At 66.5% G+C, this 17,441-nt stretch carries 14 protein-coding genes; 4 read left to right on the top strand and 10 right to left on the bottom strand.

Translation table 11 applies throughout. The features are described from left to right. Window positions 1–140: 140 nt before the first annotated feature. Genes VNW74_RS06580 through fdxA form a run of 3 tightly spaced genes read right to left on the bottom strand, consistent with a single transcriptional unit; the run spans window position 141 to window position 3,409 of the window. Window positions 141–1,940 carry an acyl-CoA dehydrogenase family protein gene (locus tag VNW74_RS06580; protein ID WP_325675795.1) on the bottom strand — a complete coding sequence of 600 codons (1,800 nt, stop codon included), beginning with the start codon at window positions 1,938–1,940 and terminating at the stop codon, window positions 141–143. 21 nt (window positions 1,941–1,961) lie between these two features. Then, window positions 1,962–3,074: a succinyldiaminopimelate transaminase gene (dapC, locus tag VNW74_RS06575; protein WP_414686614.1), complete on the bottom strand. Its 1,113-nt coding sequence runs from the start codon at window positions 3,072–3,074 to the stop codon at window positions 1,962–1,964. An 8-nt stretch (window positions 3,075–3,082) separates the two neighbouring features. Further along, window positions 3,083–3,409, bottom strand: coding sequence for a ferredoxin (gene fdxA, locus VNW74_RS06570; protein WP_325675794.1), 327 nt, complete (start codon window positions 3,407–3,409; stop codon window positions 3,083–3,085). A gap of 274 nt (window positions 3,410–3,683) precedes the next feature. Between fdxA and VNW74_RS06565 the strand changes: the two genes are divergently transcribed. Next, complete coding sequence (locus VNW74_RS06565; RefSeq protein WP_325675793.1) at window positions 3,684–4,250, top strand: PadR family transcriptional regulator; 567 nt, start codon at window positions 3,684–3,686, stop codon at window positions 4,248–4,250. Beyond that, entirely contained in the window at window positions 4,250–6,277 is a 2,028-nt protein-coding gene (locus tag VNW74_RS06560; RefSeq protein WP_325675792.1) for an NADPH-dependent 2,4-dienoyl-CoA reductase, read from the top strand. The genes VNW74_RS06565 and VNW74_RS06560 overlap by 1 nt, the downstream gene beginning before the upstream one ends. A gap of 11 nt (window positions 6,278–6,288) precedes the next feature. Here the strand turns inward: VNW74_RS06560 and VNW74_RS06555 are convergent, their stop codons facing one another. The 4 genes from VNW74_RS06555 to mshB all read right to left on the bottom strand — a co-directional run bounded on the left by VNW74_RS06555 (window position 6,289) and on the right by mshB (window position 11,280). Then, window positions 6,289–7,053, bottom strand: a complete 765-nt coding sequence (locus VNW74_RS06555; protein ID WP_325675791.1) for a maleylpyruvate isomerase N-terminal domain-containing protein — start codon at window positions 7,051–7,053, stop codon at window positions 6,289–6,291. Between the two features lie 30 nt (window positions 7,054–7,083). Next, window positions 7,084–9,654, bottom strand: coding sequence for a bifunctional FO biosynthesis protein CofGH (locus VNW74_RS06550; RefSeq protein ID WP_325675790.1), 2,571 nt, complete (start codon window positions 9,652–9,654; stop codon window positions 7,084–7,086). 147 nt (window positions 9,655–9,801) lie between these two features. Further along, on the bottom strand, window positions 9,802–10,263 hold the full coding sequence (locus tag VNW74_RS06545; RefSeq protein WP_414686613.1) for a hypothetical protein: 462 nt from the start codon (window positions 10,261–10,263) through the stop codon (window positions 9,802–9,804). Between the two features lie 102 nt (window positions 10,264–10,365). After that, window positions 10,366–11,280 (bottom strand): N-acetyl-1-D-myo-inositol-2-amino-2-deoxy-alpha-D-glucopyranoside deacetylase, encoded by a 915-nt coding sequence (mshB, locus tag VNW74_RS06540; protein WP_325675789.1) that lies wholly within the window; start codon window positions 11,278–11,280, stop codon window positions 10,366–10,368. Between the two features lie 136 nt (window positions 11,281–11,416). Here mshB and VNW74_RS06535 point away from each other — a divergent pair, with 136 nt between their 5' ends. Next, complete coding sequence (locus tag VNW74_RS06535) at window positions 11,417–12,028, top strand: TetR/AcrR family transcriptional regulator (RefSeq protein WP_325675788.1); 612 nt, start codon at window positions 11,417–11,419, stop codon at window positions 12,026–12,028. A 54-nt stretch (window positions 12,029–12,082) separates the two neighbouring features. On the opposite strand, the gene VNW74_RS06530 is transcribed toward VNW74_RS06535, so the two are convergent. From VNW74_RS06530 to VNW74_RS06520, 3 genes are all read right to left on the bottom strand, one after another. Continuing rightward, entirely contained in the window at window positions 12,083–13,978 is a 1,896-nt protein-coding gene (locus VNW74_RS06530) for an ABC transporter family substrate-binding protein (protein ID WP_325675787.1), read from the bottom strand. A gap of 46 nt (window positions 13,979–14,024) precedes the next feature. Then, window positions 14,025–15,911, bottom strand: coding sequence for a translational GTPase TypA (gene typA / locus VNW74_RS06525; RefSeq protein ID WP_325675786.1), 1,887 nt, complete (start codon window positions 15,909–15,911; stop codon window positions 14,025–14,027). A gap of 63 nt (window positions 15,912–15,974) precedes the next feature. After that, window positions 15,975–16,358: a (deoxy)nucleoside triphosphate pyrophosphohydrolase gene (locus tag VNW74_RS06520; protein ID WP_325675785.1), complete on the bottom strand. Its 384-nt coding sequence runs from the start codon at window positions 16,356–16,358 to the stop codon at window positions 15,975–15,977. A gap of 385 nt (window positions 16,359–16,743) precedes the next feature. Between VNW74_RS06520 and VNW74_RS06515 the strand changes: the two genes are divergently transcribed. Then, window positions 16,744–17,028, top strand: coding sequence for a 4a-hydroxytetrahydrobiopterin dehydratase (locus VNW74_RS06515; RefSeq protein ID WP_325675784.1), 285 nt, complete (start codon window positions 16,744–16,746; stop codon window positions 17,026–17,028). The last annotated feature ends 413 nt before the right edge of the window (window positions 17,029–17,441 follow it).

The following is a 17,441-nucleotide window of genomic DNA, read 5'->3' as shown; positions in this document are numbered from 1 at the left end:
CGGGCCTTCAGGACCATCTTTACGGAATCTTGACACTCCCCCGACGCGTACTGCGCTTACGAAATATTGACATCGCCCGGAAGCCTACGGGGCGTTCTGCAAATCGCGCGCGCTGGGACGAGACGGCCTGTGGAAGTTTGTTAAGAGTCGATTACCAACGCACCATCGACCAATTCGTCAAACCGTTCGATCGCCTCGTCCCTCTCCGCGTCGATGCCGCGAAGACGTCCCTGGTCAGAGAGGTGACGCAATGCGTACAACCGGGCGACGAGGGCCTTGCGGTCGGTGTGACGGGTGGCCCGCGCCCAGGCGGCCTGCTCGGTCAACAAGGCTCCGCCGTACACGTCACCGATGAACCGCGTGAGCGGGAACAGCCGCGCCTCGGCAACCGCGCCGTCAAGCTTGCTCCAGGCCGTGATTGCCGCTTCGAGATCGTCGACGCGGCTGCGTAGCAGGCGTGCTGTCTCGTCGTCGTCGGAAACCGTTACCGCGTCGTGGAGGCGCTCCAGCAAAGGATGATGGGCGTCGGCGCGCTCGATGCCCCGCCGTACATCAAGACACAGGAGATTATCAGGGCCTTCCCAAATAGTGTTGACCTGCGCGTCGCGAAGTAACCGGGCTACCGGCCAGGTTTCGATATATCCGTTGCCGCCGTGCAACTCGATAGCGTCCGACGCCATGGTGATGCCCAGCCGGCACACTTTGAGCTTCGTCACAGGCACCGCGATGCGTTGACGCACCGCGCGAGGCTGACGGTGGTTGGCGAATCCGGTGCCGTCGAAAACCATCGCCTGGGCGGCTTCGACGTCCACGATCATCTCAGCGAGCTTGCGCCGCACCAGCGGCTTGTCGAGCAACGCGGCGCCGAACGCGCGGCGCTGCCGCGCATAGCAGAGCGATTCGACCAGGGCACGGCGTGCGTTGCCGAGGGCGAACAATGCAATACCCAGGCGAGCCGCGTTGGTCAGTTCCATCATCCGGCCCAGCCCCTTGCCGTCGGACGGCCCGGCCTCGAGAGCCTCGCCGCTCGGCTCGCCAGAGAGCAGGAAGGCCTCGGCGTCGACGAACTCCACCTCGCCGGAGGCCACCGACCTGGTGCCCAGCTTGTCCTTGAGGCGGCGGATGCGAATGCCGTTGCGCGAGCCGTCCCGGCGGGTCCGCAACACCAGGAAGTTCGCCACGCCGCGGCCGGAGTCCGGCGCACCCTCGGGCTTGGCCAGCACGACGAACACCTGCCCGTCACAGTTGGAGGCGAACCACTTGAATCCGTTGAGCAGCCACGCTCCTTCGTTTTCACCGCGGGCGCGTTGAGCCGTGGTCTCGAGCGCGCCGAGATCGGAGCCGCCCGAACGCTCGGTCAACAACTGAGCGGTCTCGCCCTCCCACTCGCCGGTCTCGAACTTGGCAAGTACGTGGTCCCGAACGTCGGCCGGCGCATAGGCCGCGACCAGCGATTTGACCATTCCGCCGCCGGTTCCAAGCGCGCACCCCATTCCGATGTCGGCCTGGTTGAGCAGATAGTTGGCCGCATACAACGGCAACGACGGGTTGACGCCGGTCCGCTTCGCATCGGCTTTCAGTGCCTTTTGCGCGTCCAGAACTGCTCTTTTGGACTCGGTGAACGATGTCGGCTGGACGACCTGGCTGATGTCGTGGCCCCAGCGGTCGTAGCGCTCCAGCCGTGGTGGATTGCGGTCGGTCTGCTCGGCCCACCGTGCCACCGGGCCACCCATCAACTCGCCGATCCGCCTCAGGTGGGGTTCAGCGACGGCCAACTCGTCTGGCTGCAGGTAGTAGGCCATCGTGAGCTGCAGGCTCGGGTCGGTTTCGTACCAGTTGAGGCCCACGGCCCCCCCGTAGTTCTCGGTGCGGTATCGCTCAGATTTCTCCGGCGTGCTGAAGGGCAGCCGGTCCACCGCCTCGACGTCGTACGTGTTCATCGGCGCCGCTCCTCCTCGTCGCTAGGAACTCAGCCGCGCCGCCGCCGCGGCGATCCGCTCGTCGGTGGCGGTCAACGCCACCCGGACATGCTTGGCGCCGCGCGGGCCGTAGAACTCGCCGGGCGCGACCAGGATGCCGCGCTGCGCCAGCCACGCGACGGTGTCGCGGCAAGCCTCACCACGAGTGACCCATAGATATAGGCCGGCCTCGGAATGGTCGACGGTGAACCCGGCCGAGCGGAACGCCGGTAGCAAGGTGTCTCGGCGGCGGCGGTAGCGGTCGCGCTGCTCGTGCTCGTGCGCGTCGTCGTCGAGCGCGGCGACCATGGCCGCCTGCACCGCTGTCGGCACCATCATCCCGGCGTGTTTGCGCACCGCCAGCAGCTCGGCGACAACGGCTTCGTCTCCGGCAACGAAGCCGGCCCGGTAGCCGGCCAGCGAGGAGCTCTTGGACAGCGAGTGCAAGGCCAGCAGGCCGGTGTGGTCGCCGTCGCACACCGCGGGATGCAATACCGAGAGCGGCGCGGCATCCCAGCCCAGGCTCAAGTAGCACTCGTCCGATGCCACCAGCGCGCCGCGTTCACGGGCCCAGCCGACGACCTTGCGCAAATGATCGACACCGAGCACCTGTCCGGTCGGATTGCTCGGCGAGTTCACATACATCAATGCCGGCGACTGCGGACCGAGCTGGCTCAGCGAATCGGCGTAGACGACCCGAGTTCCGGCCAGCCGGGCCCCGACGTCGTAGGTCGGATAGGCCAGCTCGGGCACCACGACCAGGTCATCGGCGCTCAAGGCCAGCAGCGTGGGCAGCCAAGCGATGAGTTCCTTGGTTCCGATCACCGGCAGCACGGCCGCTTCGTTCACTCCGGTGACGCCGTGCCGGCGTTCCAGGGCGGCGACGGCTGACTGGCGAAGTTTCGGGGTGCCCGCGGTCGTGGGGTATCCCGCCGCTGCGCTGGCCGCGGCAAGCGCATCGCGGATCAGCGGCGCCACCGGGTCGACGGGCGTGCCGACGGACAGGTCGACGATGCCGTCCGGGTGCGACTTGGCCAGCGCCGTCACGTCGGCCAGGGTGTCCCAGGGGAACACCGGCAACACAGCTGAGAGGGCCGACCGGCGTCGGCGGTTCACCAGGCTGCTCAGTCGTCCTCACCCTGGGGCGGCAGATCCTTGACGACCTGCGGGTCGTTCTCGGTCATGCCGACCTTTGCCGCGCCCCCGGGGGATCCGAGTTCAGCGAAGAAATCCGCGTTGATCTGCGTGTATTGATTCCACTGTTCGGGCACATCGTCTTCGTAGTAGATCGCCTCGACCGGGCAGACCGGCTCGCAGGCACCACAGTCCACGCATTCGTCGGGGTGTATGTACAGCATCCGAGCGCCCTCGTAAATGCAGTCGACCGGACATTCCTCGATGCAGGCCTTGTCCTTGATGTCGACGCAGGGTTCGGCGATCGTGTACGTCACGAAGGTCTCCTCCATGTGCTGTTCAATGCGGGTGTTGTTGTGTCTTTCTGAGGCCCTTCGCAGGCCCTGAGCAGGACGCCAGGGATTAGTCGGTGCCGATGAAAGTGGCGGTGAAAGCCTGCCTAAGTGTGCCCTATGGTTTTGCTTCCCGGATGCGGATCCGTTGGTTACTGATACTAGACGTTGCATATATAACGCAAGTACCGGGCGGCTATGCGCACTGCTGCACTGCAACTCGTTGCATACGTAACGCCGCGGCGCTTATGCTGCCCGCGTGGCGCTACCCCACGCGATCTTGGTGTCGCTGTGCGAACAGTCCGGCTCCGGCTACGAGCTGGCGCACCGGTTCGACCGTTCGATCGGGTACTTCTGGGGCGCCACACATCAGCAGATCTACCGCACCTTGCGGGCGATGGAAGACGACGGCTGGGTATCCGCTGAGCTGGTCGTCCAGCGCGGCCGGCCGGATAAGAAGGTCTACACCGTCTCCGACACCGGCCGCGCCGAACTGGCCCGATGGATCGCCGCGCCTATCGGGCAGGGCAGATCCGGACGCGGCGGCGCACTCAGCGACAACCGCACCCGTGATGTGGCGGTCAAGCTGCGCGGCGCCGCTTACGGCGATCCGGCGGCGCTGCGGGTGCAGATATCCGCGCTGCGCGCCGCACGCGCCCAACTGTTGGACACCTACCGCGGATTCGAGAAGAGACAGTTTCCCGACCCGTCGGCGCTGCGCGGCAGCGCGCTACATCAGTACCTGGTGTTGCGCGGTGGCATCCGCGCCGAGGAAAGCACGATCGATTGGCTCGACGAGGTGACGGCGGCATTGCAGGAGACTTGATGACCTATCCAAACCTGTTGTCTCCGTTGGACCTCGGGTTCACCACATTGCGCAACCGGGTGATCATGGGTTCGATGCACACCGGCCTGGAGGACCGTGCTCACCACATCGACCGCCTCGCCGAGTACTTCGCCGAACGCGCCCGCGGCGGCGTCGGACTGATCATCACCGGTGGCTATGCACCCAACCGGACCGGCTGGTTGCTACCCCTCGCCGCGGAGCTCGTCTCCTCCGCACAGGCCCGCCGGCACCGTCGCATCACCGGGGCGGTGCACGAAGCGGGCGGCAAAATTCTGCTGCAGGTCCTGCACGCCGGACGGTATGCCTACCATCCACTTTCGGTCAGTGCATCGTCGATCAAGGCGCCGATCAATCCGTTCCGGCCACGCCGGCTCTCGTCGCGCGGTGTGCAGAGCACGATTGACGACTTCGCGCGCTGCGCCCTGCTTGCCCGCGAGGCCGGTTACGACGGCGTCGAAATCATGGGCAGTGAAGGGTACTTGATAAACCAATTCCTGGCCCCGCGGACTAACAAGCGCAGCGACGCCTGGGGTGGCACACCCGAGAAGAGACGCCGGTTCCCGGTCGAGATCGTGCATCGCACCCGGGCGGCTGTCGGATCCGATTTCATCATCTGCTACCGGATGTCGATGGCCGACTACGTCGAGGACGGTCAGAGTTGGGACGAATTGCTCTCGCTGGCAACCGATGTCGAGGCCGCGGGCGCGACCATGCTCAACTCCGGCTTCGGCTGGCACGAGGCGAGAGTACCGACGATCGTCACATCGGTGCCCAACAGCGCCTTCGTCGACATCAGCCATGCCGTCGCCGGACACGTCAATATCCCCGTGGTGGCGTCCAACCGAATTAACATGCCGCAGGCGGCCGAACAAATCTTGGCCGACACCCACGTGCAGCTGATCTCGATGGCCCGGCCGCTGCTGGCGGACCCGGAGTGGGTGCTGAAGGCGCAAGCCGCGCGCGACGATGAGATCAACACCTGCATCGCCTGCAATCAGGCCTGCCGGGACCACGCGTTCGTGAAGAAGACGGTGTCCTGTCTGCTCAATCCACGCGCCGGCCACGAAACGCGGCTGGTGTTGTCTCCGACCCGGCGCACTCGGTCGGTCGCGGTGGTTGGGGCCGGTCCGGCCGGGTTGGCGACGGCGGTCAACGCTGCTCAACGCGGTCACGACGTAACGCTGTTCGAGGCCAACGACTTCATCGGCGGCCAGTTCGACATGGCCCGCCGAATCCCGGGCAAAGAGGAATTCAACGAAACCATCCGGTATTTCACGACGATGCTGGAAAAACACGGCGTGGCCGTTCGGTTGGGCACCCGCGTGTCGGCGGCCGAGCTGACCGGCTACGACCACGTGGTGTTGGCGACCGGCGTGGTGCCGCGGATTCCGACCATTCCGGGGATCGACCATCCGATGGTGCTCACATATGCCGAAGCCATCACCGGCGTCAAACCGGTCGGGAAGACCGTCGCCGTGATTGGCGCCGGCGGCATCGGTTTCGATGTCAGTGAGCTCCTGGTTACCGACGATTCGCCAAGGCATGAACCGCAAGGCCTAAAAGAGTGGAAGGCGGAGTGGGGTGCGGCCGACCCGTGGGAGCAGCGGGGTGCGCTGACCAGTCCGATTCCGACGCCGCCGGTGCGTGAGGTATATCTGCTGCAGCGCACGAACGGTATTCAAGGGAAGCGGCTGGGCAAGACCAGCGGCTGGGTACACCGAGCTTCGTTGAAAGCCAAAGGCGTTCACCAACTTTCCGGAGTCAACTACGAGCGGGTGAGCGACGACGGGCTGCACATCAGCTTCGGCCCCAACCGGGAGCGACCCCAGCTGCTGACCGTGGACAACGTGGTGGTCTGCGCGGGCCAGGAGCCGGTGCGCGACCTGGAAGACGATCTGCGAAGTATCGGCATTGACCCGCACATCATCGGCGGTGCCGCAGTCGCTGTCGAACTGGACGCCAAGCGTGCCATCAAGCAGGGCACCGAGCTGGCGGCCCGGCTGTAGAGACGCACAGGTCAGTAGCCGGCCAGCAGACTGCGCACCCTGCCCAAGGTTTCCGGACCGACGCGGCTGCAGATCCGCGATGGGTCGGCGGGCCTGCGGCCCCACAGCAGCAGGACACGCGTTGCGGCGTCGGTTTCCAAGGTGGCCGGACCCTCCGGGTCGGCCAGCCGGATAGTGGTGCGGTCGGTGTCCGCATCGACCACGACGTCGTCGGCGTCGGCAACTCGCAGTCGCGCCTCGATTCGCTCGCCGGGCCGTAATTGCTTGGCGCCCTTGGCCAACAGCGGCTTTCCCACCGCCAGCACACTATGGGTGGTCATCCAGGGCTGCGCCATCCGGGCCTGGGCCGCCGCATCGTCGCCGGTGATGTCCCAGCCGTGCAGCACGAGCTCTTCGCGCATGTGCTCGGCGAACCAGGGCACCTTCATGGTCCGCCCAGTCCACGCCACGTCCGTGTCGGCCGGAACGTCATCGGCGGCTTCGGCGACTTCGTTCAGCGTCGCCATGTTTCGGTGCAAGGCCGCCCACAAGTCGGTTTCGTTCATGGCGCGCAACGGCGCCTCACGCTCCTCGAACCCGCGCGTGGCAACCGGCTCGGCGGCCAGGTGCGCGCCCAGCACCCGGGCGAGCTCTTCGGCGTTGCCGGCTTGATGGATGACGATGTCGCGGACTGTCCAGGCTTCACACCAGCTGCCGGCGTCGGGGCGGCGCTGCTGGACGGCGTCTAAGAACGGCTGCCACTCGGGGAATCGATCGTTGTCGATCTGTTGCCTCACGGCATCGGGTATACCCGCCGCCTCCGACAACTAAGCCGCGAGCGGACTATACGTCGTGGTGCGCTGGCGTGCCGGACGACCAATGCCCTCGGCGATCGCCATCAACTCGGAGGCCGTCTTGGCCGATCCGTATTCGGAGCCGGCCATCCGGGAGATGGTCTCTTCCATCAGGGTGCCGCCCAAATCGTTAGCGCCACCGTTGAGCATCACCTGCGTGCGCTCGACGCCGAGTTTGACCCAGCTGGTCTGGATATGAGAGATACGGCCGTGCAACATGATCCGCGCCAGCGCATGCACTGCGCGGTTGTCGCGGTGGCTTGGCCCGGGCCGTGCCGCACCGGCGAGATACAGCGGCGAGTTCTGATGCACGAACGGCAGTGGCACGAACTCGGTGAAACCTCCGGTGCGGTCCTGAATGTCGCGCAATACGTTGAGGTGACCGACCCAGTGCCGCGGGCTGTCGACGTGGCCGTACATCATCGTCGAGGATGACCGCAGGCCCACCTCGTGGGCTGTGCTCACGATCTCGATCCACATCGAGGTGGGCAGCTTGCCCTTGGTGAGCACCCAACGGACTTCGTCGTCGAGGATCTCCGCGGCGGTGCCCGGGATGGTATCCAGGCCGGCCTCACGCAGGCCGGTCAGCCACTCACGAATACTCAAGCCGCTCTTGGTTACACCGTTGGCGATCTCCATCGGTGAAAACGCGTGCACGTGCATCGACGGCACCCGCGCCTTGACCGCCCGCACCAGGTCCGCATATCCCGTGACCGGCAGCTCGGGATCAATGCCGCCCTGCATGCATACCTCGGTGGCGCCGGCGACATGGGCCTCCCACGCACGTTCGGCGACCTCGGCCGTCGACAGCGAGTAAGCATCGGCGTCGCCCTTGCGCTGCGCGAAAGCGCAGAACCGGCACCCCGTGTAACAGATGTTGGTGAAGTTGATGTTGCGGTTGACGACGAACGTGACGTCATCACCGACCACCTCGCGGCGCAACGAATCCGCCAGGGCGACAACAGCCTCCAGCGCCGGACCGTCAGCGGTGGCCAACGCCAGGTACTCCGCGTCGCTGCAGCCCGCAGGGTCACGTTCGGCTGCGCTCAAAGCGGCGAGCACATCGGTGTCAATGCGTTCGGGGGCACGGGCGGCCAACTCGTGCACCCGCGATCGGATCGAGTCCCAGTCCCCGAATGCGCTGAGCAGATCGCTGCGGGCTTCGGTGCTGCGGCCTTCGGTGTCGATCGCGGCGTTCAAGTCCACCCGGCCGGAGGAGGCGACGTCGTCGGGCTCCTGCCACGGCATGCCCACCGGCTTCACATCGCGAGCCAGTCCGGTGGCCGGATCGGCCAGCGCCGCAACGTGGTTGTGAACTCGCGGATCGATCCAGGCCGCTCCCGCCTGGACGTACTTGGGCTGAGCGGTGAGTCGCTCCACCAAGTCGTATCCCGCCCGTTCGGTGATGGCGGCGAGCTCGTCGAGCGCGGGCCATGGCCGCTCGGGATTGACGTGGTCAGGCGTCAGCGGCGAAACGCCGCCCCAGTCGTCGACACCCGCGGCGATCAACGCAATGCACTCGTCGCCGGACACCAGGTTCGGCGGCGCCTGGATGCGCATTCCCGGGCCGAGCACCAGTCGCGCCACCGCCACAGTGGCCAGGAAGTCATCGATACCGACGTCGGGCGTCGAGGCCATCACCGTGTGTTCTTTGGCACGGAAGTTCTGCACGATGACTTCCTGAACGTGACCGAATTCCTTGTGCGACTTGCGAATAGCATGCAATGTCTCGGCGCGCTCGGTGAGCGTCTCACCGATGCCGACCAGCAGACCGGTGGTGAACGGTATCGACAGCCGGCCCGCGTCGGTCAAGGTGCGCAGCCGAACCGCGGGATCCTTATCGGGACTGCCGTAGTGCGCCAAGCCCTTCGTTTCGAACAGCCGCCGCGAGGTCGTCTCCAGCATCATCCCCATCGACGGCGCGACCGGCTTCAACCGCGACAACTCCGACCAGCTCATCACTCCGGGGTTCAAGTGCGGCAGCAGCCCGGTTTCCTCCAGGACCCGGATCGCCATCGCCCGCACGTAGGACAACGTGGAGTCGTAGCCGCGTTCCTCCAGCCACTCGCGCGCCTCCGGCCACCGATCTTCGGGCCGATCACCGAGGGTGAATAGTGCTTCCTTGCAACCGAGCTCGCCGCCGCGACGAGCGATATCGAGAATTTCGTCGGGCTCCAGAAACATCCCGGCGCCCTGGGCGCGCAGCTTGCCGGGCACGGTGACGAAAGTGCAGTAGTGGCAGCTGTCGCGGCACAGATGCGTCACCGGGATGAACACCTTGCGCGAATAGCTGACCGGCAGCCGTCCGGCAGCGCCGCGTCGTCCCGCCGATTCCAGACCAGCATCGCGCACCCGCGCAGCGCTGCGGCACAGGTCGGCCAGATCCTCGCCACGGGCAGTCATGGCGACCGCCGCCTCGTCCGCGTTCAGCGCAACCCCGTCGCGGGCCCGGCGCAGCACCCGCCGCATCGCGGATGCACTCGCCCGCGGCGGCACCGACGGGTTGGGCAGCAGGGTTGATTCGTCGCCCGTAGTCAGTGGCACGTTGGTGTAACTCCCGTCCACCCAGATTTCATCCGCGCGCAGCAACCGTTCGCATCCCCGACGCGTGCCATAGGCGCAACAGTAGCGTCCAGTTGCGCGCTGGCGGGCCCTGCCCTCTTTCTGCGGAGAGCCTGGTCGTGTGACTCGTCAGGGTTCGGCTCGGCGCTGCCACAGTACCCACAACGGCGGTGCCGCACCGACCGCGAGCAGCAGAAATGGGCCGTAAGCCAGCACACCTCGGCCACCGAAGATGACGTCGCCGCCAGGACCGCCCATGGCCATCGCAGCGACCGTCAACAGCCAGGTCCACAGCGGCAAGGCGGCCAGCCTCGCCGACGTGGTCCATCGGCCGGCGGCCCAGACCAGGGCCGCGTTCACAAGACCGCTGATCAACGGGCTGATGGGAAATGGGATTGAACCGAGGTAGGCCGGGAGCAGCAGCGCGCCGGCGACCGCGGAGAGAATCCCGTCGAGGGCGAGTAACGCCAGAATGACGATTCGGATGGAGGGGTCCGTAGCGCCGGCGTCGTCGATCTGGCCGACGCGCGGCTTGGTGGCGGTCAGGTCGGGACGCTGTCCAGCTGCGAAACGATGGACATGAGCTCCCACTGGAAGCTGTCCAGTCGGTCCTGCCAGTGTTGCTGGTTGTAGTCCAGATCCGGATCCATACTTTTCCTCCCTGGTCCTCGCGGCGCTTGCTTGGTCGGAAGCCTACCGCGCGGCGGACCCGGCGAGGTCGAGTCCGGCGAGGAGATCGGTCTCCCAGCCTCGCTGATCGCGATCACCCGCGAGGCCGCCAGCCAAAATATAGTGCTCCTGGCCGACGATCGGCAGCGCGAAGTTATTCGACAACGCGAGAGCTCGGCCGGTGGGGCCGACGATCAGCTGGGTGGCGTGGGCGGCCAGCGCCGCCCTCTTGGCCGGCAGCGCGTCCAAGTCCTCGACGACCGCGTCGATCTCATCGTCGGAGTAGCCAAGGCCGGCATGCTCGCCATCAGCGGGCGGGATCACCCATTCTGGCCCTAAGTCGTCAGGGCCGAGCGCCTCCCAACCTGCCATGAACGCGCTCCGGGCGATGACCGTCCAGTAGAACTTCGGCACCGTCCATGGCGTGCCCGGGTAGTCATCGGTGCCAGCCGCGGCCACCGCCGCCGTGGTGACGACATGGGCCTGCACGTGGTCGGGATGCCCGTATCCGCCGTTGGCGTCGTAGGTCACCACGACGTGCGGACGCAATGTGCGAATGACGTCGACCAGCGCGCCGACGGCTTCGCGTTCGTCGGCATCCTTGAACCGCTGAGAACCCGGTCGGCCGCGCGGTTCGGTGCCCGCCATGCCCGAATCCCGCCAGCGCCCCGGCCCGCCGAGAAAGATCGGCGCGTCGACACCCAGGGCGTGCAGCGCCGCGGTGAGTTCGCCGATACGGTAGCCGCCGAGTTGGTCCGCCTGATCGACGGCAAGTTGCGCCCAACGGTCGCCAATGACCTCGCCTTCTTCGCCGAGAGTGCAGGTGACGACGTGCACCTCAGCGCCGCGGGCCGCGTAGTGGGCGATGGTGGCGCCATTGGTGATGCTTTCGTCGTCCGGGTGGGCGTGTACGAACAACAACCGCGGCGTCTCCTGCATGGACGCACCATACCGGTGTGGTGCGCAGCGAAGGAGCCGGGTAGCGAAGACGTAACCCGGTGGGCCGCAGCCAGAATCGGTGGGCGGGCAAAGCCGACGTTTCGCCAAAAGAAACGCCGGTGGCTACTATCAACGCATGGCACAGCAGTCCATCTCCATGCCAAAGGCAATCCGCACTCGCCGCCGGGGCAAGGAACTCGAGGACGCGCTCTACGACGCCACGCTGGCGGAGCTGGCCGCGGTCGGCTACGGCGGTCTGACCATGGAAGGGATCGCCGCGCGGGCCCGGACCGGCAAGGCCGCGTTGTATCGGCGCTGGTCCTCCAAACACGACCTGGTCCAGGCGGCACTGCGCTACGCGCTACCGCCACACCCGGAGCCGCGTACCGACCGATCGGCGCGGGAGAACCTGCTGTCCGTCTTCACTGCGCACTGCGATGTGCTTTCCGGCAAGACTGCATTTCCGAGCCTGGCCATCATGAATCAGCTCATCCACGAGCCGGAATTGCGTTCCATATTCGCCGACGCCGTCGTGGCGCCCCGCCTGCGGATCATCGAATCGATCCTGCAGGCAGGCGTGGCCAACGGCGAGATCAATGCCGCCGTGCTCACGCCCTACACCGCGCGCGTCGGCCCAGCGCTGATCAACCAACAGCTGCTGCTGACCGGGGCCCCACCGAACAAGCGCCAAATCGCGCACATCGTCGACACCGTCGTCGCCCTCGCCGCGCCGGTACTGACCCGCTGACGCTAGTCGCTGCGGGCAGCCGCGCCAGCCCGCAGCCCACACGCACGCTCCGCGCTACTGCGCGGCTTTGACCCATTGTCCAGCGTCGCCGACGATCCCGACGGGCACCGAACCTGAGAGGCTCACATTGAGCACGCTGGGGCCGGCCGCGACGATCGTGGTGTCCTGGAGGATCGGCAGCACGGTGGACATGTTCCACAGCCGCGGCTCGACCGAGTTGACCACGTCGTTGATGTTCTCGGTCCCGGCCAGTGCGGCATCGATATTCGATTGGATGCCGTGATCGCAGATGCCGGTGAGGTTGGACGGGGCCTGCACCAGCGCTCCTGGTTCCTGTGCCCGGCTGGGCGCAGTCGACGTTGGAGCCGCCGTGGTCGCAGGATTCGCTCGGGCCGTCACCGACGGGTCGGATGAGGCCGTCGGGGCCGTCGCCGTCGAGACCGCCGTCGCCTCCAAGGCCGGGCAGCTGTAGCGGGAGGCCAACAGCGTCGCCAAGTTCCCGCCGGCCTCGCGCCAACCGACAAGGGCGTCCACCCGGTTGTTGACCAATGCGTCGCGGTATAGCGCCACCGGATCAAGCGCCAAAATGGTTGCGGCGATACCGACATTGCGCAGTTGGTCGGCGGCGGTGTTGGCCACCGCCACCGACGTCGGGTCGTTCGCCGCGACGCCGATGATCAGCGACAGCTGCTTGCCGTCCTTGCTGATGCGGCCCCGGGTGATCTCTGGTGGCCCGGTACGGGGCGGCGCCGAGGGCGCCGGCGGTGGCGGAGTGACCGACGCCGACGTGTCGTTCTCGATTTGGTATCCGGATGCTTCCAGCAACCCCAACGCCTCCGTTCTGGTCAGCGCGGGCGGTGCGGTCGGCACGTAGCCGGGGTCGCTGGGTGAGCGTATCTGCGCCTGGTCCAGGCTGACGGTGTTGTCGCTGCCGGCGCCCACGGCGGCGAGCAAGTCAACGTCGAGCATGCCCAGAATCGCCTTGCGAACCGCGGAGTCGGCCAGCTTGGGTTCGTTGGCGCGCAGCGTGAGCTGCATGACTCGCGGCGTCATGATCCGGGCGGTACGCACATCCGGGATGGCCGACAACTGCGCGAAAGCTGCTGAGCCACCGTGTACTTGGGCAACCTGAGTGTCGCCGTTGCGGACCGAATCGGCCAGCGCGGCCGGCGCCCCGGCCCGCCGGAACAGGATCAGATCCGGCTTGGCCGGCGGCCCCCAATAGCGATCGTTGCGGGCGAGCAGGATTTCGTCGCGCTGCGGGTCGATGTTTTCCACCCGGAACTGTCCGCCGGTGACCGGCAGGGCGCTGGCCAGCCCGGCCGGGAAACCGCCCGGCACATCCTTGACGATGTGCGCGGGCAGAATGTTGCTGAACAGCTCGCGCCACGCAGGGTATGGCCGGGAGAACGTGACGACCGCCTGCTTGCCGCCGTCGATCGACTGCACACCGGTGATCAGGTCGTAGCCGGCCGGATCGACCACACCGGGCTGGCTGACCATCTGCCGCCACAGGTACCAGAAGTCGTCGGCGGCGATGGGAGCGTTATCCGTCCACTGTGCCTCCGGCCGGATTTTGTAGGTCACCGTGAACGGGTTGTCGTTGGTCACATCAGCGGACACCAGCAGCGTCGGGTCCATTTCCCATCGGGATCCGGTCGGCGTGGCCGGATCGGAAATCGGACGGAACGTGCTGGGCAGCACGAGCGCACCGATTGCCGCGTTGACCGCGGAAAGGTCGGTCAACAGATGCGGGTTGAACCCGGCACCGATCGCGTCGATGCCCACGATGATCTGCGTCTTCCGCATGGGCGGCGGCGCGGTGCTCCGGGTGGTCTCGGTGCTCTGCGGGGCCGGCGGCGGACTAACGGCGCAGCCCGCCAGCGCCAGCGTCGAAACCAGCACGCCGATGGTTAACCAGGCGCGGCGGGCTCGTTTCGGCACGCCCAACAGGGTATCGGGACGCAGCGGTTGATCAACCGCTGCTAGGCCCGGGCTAACCGCGGGCTTTGGCCCGCGCCTTGCTGCGCGCCCGGGTGGTGGCGTCCAGGTCGTTCTTGCGGACCCGGACGATCTCCGGCGTCACCTCGACGCATTCGTCGTTTGCACAGAACTCCATGGCCTGCTCCAGGTCGAGCTCGAGCGGCTTGGCCAACGTCTCGAAGACGTCCGCGGTCGAGGACCGCATGTTGGTCAGTTTCTTCTCGCGGGTGACATTGATGTCAAGATCCTCTGGGCGTGGGTTGATCCCGACGACCATTCCCTCGTAGGTCTCCTGGCCAGGCTCGACGAAGAACTGGCCCCGGTCGGTCAACTGGATCAGGGCAAACGGGGTGATCACGCCGGTCCGGTCAGACACTAGCGACCCGGTGTGCCGGGCCCGGATCTCGCCGGCCCACGGTCGGTAGCCGTCGAACACGGCGTTGGCGATGCCGGTGCCGCGAGTGAGGGTCAGAAAATCGGTGCGGAAACCGATCAGGCCCCGGCTGGGCACGATGAAGTCCATCCGCACCCAGCCCGCCGCATGGTTGGTCATCTCCTCCATGCGGCCCTTACGGCCGGCCATCAACTGGGTGATCACCCCGACGAACTCCTCGGGGCAGTCGATCGTCATCGCCTCGAAGGGTTCGTGCAGCTTGCCGTCGATGGTCTTGGTCACGACTTGCGGCTTGCCGACCGTGAGCTCGAACCCCTCCCGGCGCATCTGCTCGACCAGCACCGCCAGCGCGAGCTCGCCACGGCCCTGCACCTCCCAGGCGTCGGGCCTGTCGATGTCGACGACCCGGATGGAAACGTTGCCGACCAGCTCGGTGTCCAGCCGGTTGCGGACCATCCGCGCGGTCAGCTTGTGCCCCGAGACCTTTCCCGCCAGCGGGGAGGTGTTGGTCCCGATGGTCACCGAGATGGCCGGCTCGTCCACGGTGATGCGCGGCAGCGCGTGGGCATGGTCGGGATCGGCCAGCGTGTCGCCGATCATGATCTCGGGCAGCCCCGCCACGGCCACGATGTCGCCGGCGATCGCCTCGTCGGTGGCGGTGCGCTCGACGCCCTCGGTCGCGAGCAGCTCGGTGATCTTGGCGTTGGTGATGACGGGCAACCCGTCCACCTCGCGCATCCACGCCACCTGGTGGCCCTTGCGCAGCTTGCCCTTATAGATCCGGACCAAGGCGAGCCGGCCGAGGAACGCCGACGCGTCCAGGTTGGTCACCAACGCCTGTAGCGGCGCTTCTGGGTCCCCGATCGGCGGCGGGATGTGTTCCATCAGCACGTCGAACAGCGGGTCGAGGTTGTCGCCCGCGGGCACCGCACCGTCGGCCGGCGCCTCGGTGCTCGCGATGCCGGCGCGCCCGGACGCGTACAGCGTCGGCAGACCGAGCGCGTGCTCGGCGGCCTTGGCCGCGTCGTCGTCGAGATCGGACGCGACGTCGAGTAGCAGGTCGTGGCTGTCGCTCACGACCTCGGCAATCCGGGCGTCGGGCCGGTCGGTCTTGTTGACGACCAGGATCACCGGCAAATGCGCGGCCAACGCCTTGCGCAGCACGAACCGGGTCTGCGGCAGCGGACCTTCGGAGGCGTCGACCAGCAGCAGCACGCCGTCCACCATCGACAGCCCGCGCTCCACCTCGCCGCCGAAGTCGGCGTGCCCCGGCGTGTCGATCACATTGATGACGGTGACGCTGCCGTCCGGGTGATGCCGATGGACGGCGGTGTTCTTGGCCAGGATCGTGATGCCCTTTTCGCGCTCCAGGTCGCCGCTGTCCATCACGCGGTCCTGCAGATCACCGCGTTCGTGCAACGCACCGGACTGCCGCAGCATCGCGTCGACCAGCGTGGTCTTGCCATGGTCGACGTGGGCGACGATGGCGACATTGCGGAAATCCACGTCGGTGATTCTGGCAGCGTAAGCGACCGATCGCGAAACCGAGCGGCCGTGACGTGCTCCGCGTCACAGGATTCGAGTCAGCGCTGCCAAGAATCCCCGATCAGCGGGCACCCAGTCGATGTGGTGCAGCTGCGCCGCCGACACCCAGCGCAACGCACCGTGGTCGTGGGGATGAGGCTCGCCCCGAATCAGGCTGACCTGGTAGGCACGCAGCGTTGTCGTTGCATCAAGGGCGATGTCATCGCCGAGACGTTCGCCGACCGCGACTTCGACGCCCAGCTCCTCGGCCAATTCACGGGCCAGTGCCCCGGGCTCGGTCTCACCCGGCGCGACCTTGCCCCCGGGTAATTCCCAGCGGCCCGCCAATTCGGGCGGCCGAAGGCGTTGCGCGACCAGCACCATGGATTCGGCGATGACGGCCCCGGCGACCACGATCTGGTTCGGCATCGGGGTGACGGTATACGGCCGACGGATGGCTGTGTTAGCGGATACCACCTCCGTGCTCGCACATCGCCCGGCCTCCCAGCCATACAGAAAGCCCCGGCCAAATGGCCGGGGCTTTCTGCGCTTAGGTCGTCAGAACAGTGACGGCACGATGTCGAACATGAAGTTGGCGCCGGTCGCGGTCGCGGTGAGGCTGTCACCGAAGACGCTGGCGAAGTCGAAAGGCCCGTGAAACGGCCGAGGCGCTAGTAACGGCTGGCTTGCGCTGCGTCCAGTTTGTCCGCCTCAGGCACATTGAGTCGCCAAAACCGCTACGCATAACAGGGCACCAACCGGGACCCTGATTTACCAGGAAACCCTGGTGGCCTATACCGGTAGGGTCGGGGATATGGCTGTGTTAACGGATGAGCAAGTAGACGCCGCACTGCCTGACCTGAAGGGCTGGCAACGCGCGGAGGGCGCACTGCGCCGGTCGGTCAAGTTCCCGTCCTTTCTCGACGGTATCGACGCGGTGCGCCGGGTGGGCGAGCACGCGGAAGCCAAGGATCATCATCCCGATATCGATATCCGCTGGCGGACAGTGACTTTCGCTTTGGTGACACACTCCGAGGGCGGTATCACCGACAAGGACGTTGCCATGGCGCATGACATCGACGGGATCATCGGTTCTTAGCCTCGGCTCGTCGCGCGACCTTCGTCTAGCGCGGCGAGAGCCTGCGCAGCCGAGCTCGAACCCAGCCTGGGTTCTATCTGAGAATCCAGCCTCGCGACATTTGGGCGGAAATCTGGTGTGGTCCTTGCCCTCGGGCCGCCGTTGAAGACTGGAAAGTCTTGTACCACAACAATATAGCCAGTCCATAGTGAAGCAGTCTCGGCCTTAGTGCCCGGTCAGCGGCCTCAAATACCCTAGCCCAGACCCGCGTTCCTGAGAGAAATATGAGCAGATTGCCTATATAGGCTCAGTTTTGAGTGGGGTTATTCGTAACCGAGGCGCGTGCGCGCTGGCGGCCGTCCAATCGGGGCCCGCTCGCCGCCATCCAAGCCAAGGTTGCCAGCGTCGCGACGATATAGACCATCCCGCCCCAG

Origin of the sequence: Mycobacterium sp. (genome assembly GCF_035570115.1) — a bacterium.
Lineage (GTDB): Bacteria > Actinomycetota > Actinomycetes > Mycobacteriales > Mycobacteriaceae > Mycobacterium.
Note: the sequence above shows the minus strand (reverse complement) of the source record. Positions and strands in the feature narration are given on the sequence as shown.

Bases quoted from the DNA above. Each gene is read 5' to 3' on its own strand.
- VNW74_RS06580 (WP_325675795.1), bottom strand. From the start codon at position 1,940: ATGAACACGTACGACGTCGAGGCGGTGGACCGGCTGCCCTTCAGCACG.
- VNW74_RS06560 (WP_325675792.1), top strand. From the start codon at position 4,250: ATGACCTATCCAAACCTGTTGTCTCCGTTGGACCTCGGGTTCACCACA.
- mshB (WP_325675789.1), bottom strand. From the start codon at position 11,280: ATGCAGGAGACGCCGCGGTTGTTGTTCGTACACGCCCACCCGGACGAC.
- VNW74_RS06535 (WP_325675788.1), top strand. From the start codon at position 11,417: ATGGCACAGCAGTCCATCTCCATGCCAAAGGCAATCCGCACTCGCCGC.
- VNW74_RS06520 (WP_325675785.1), bottom strand. From the start codon at position 16,358: ATGCCGAACCAGATCGTGGTCGCCGGGGCCGTCATCGCCGAATCCATG.
- VNW74_RS06515 (WP_325675784.1), top strand. From the start codon at position 16,744: ATGGCTGTGTTAACGGATGAGCAAGTAGACGCCGCACTGCCTGACCTG.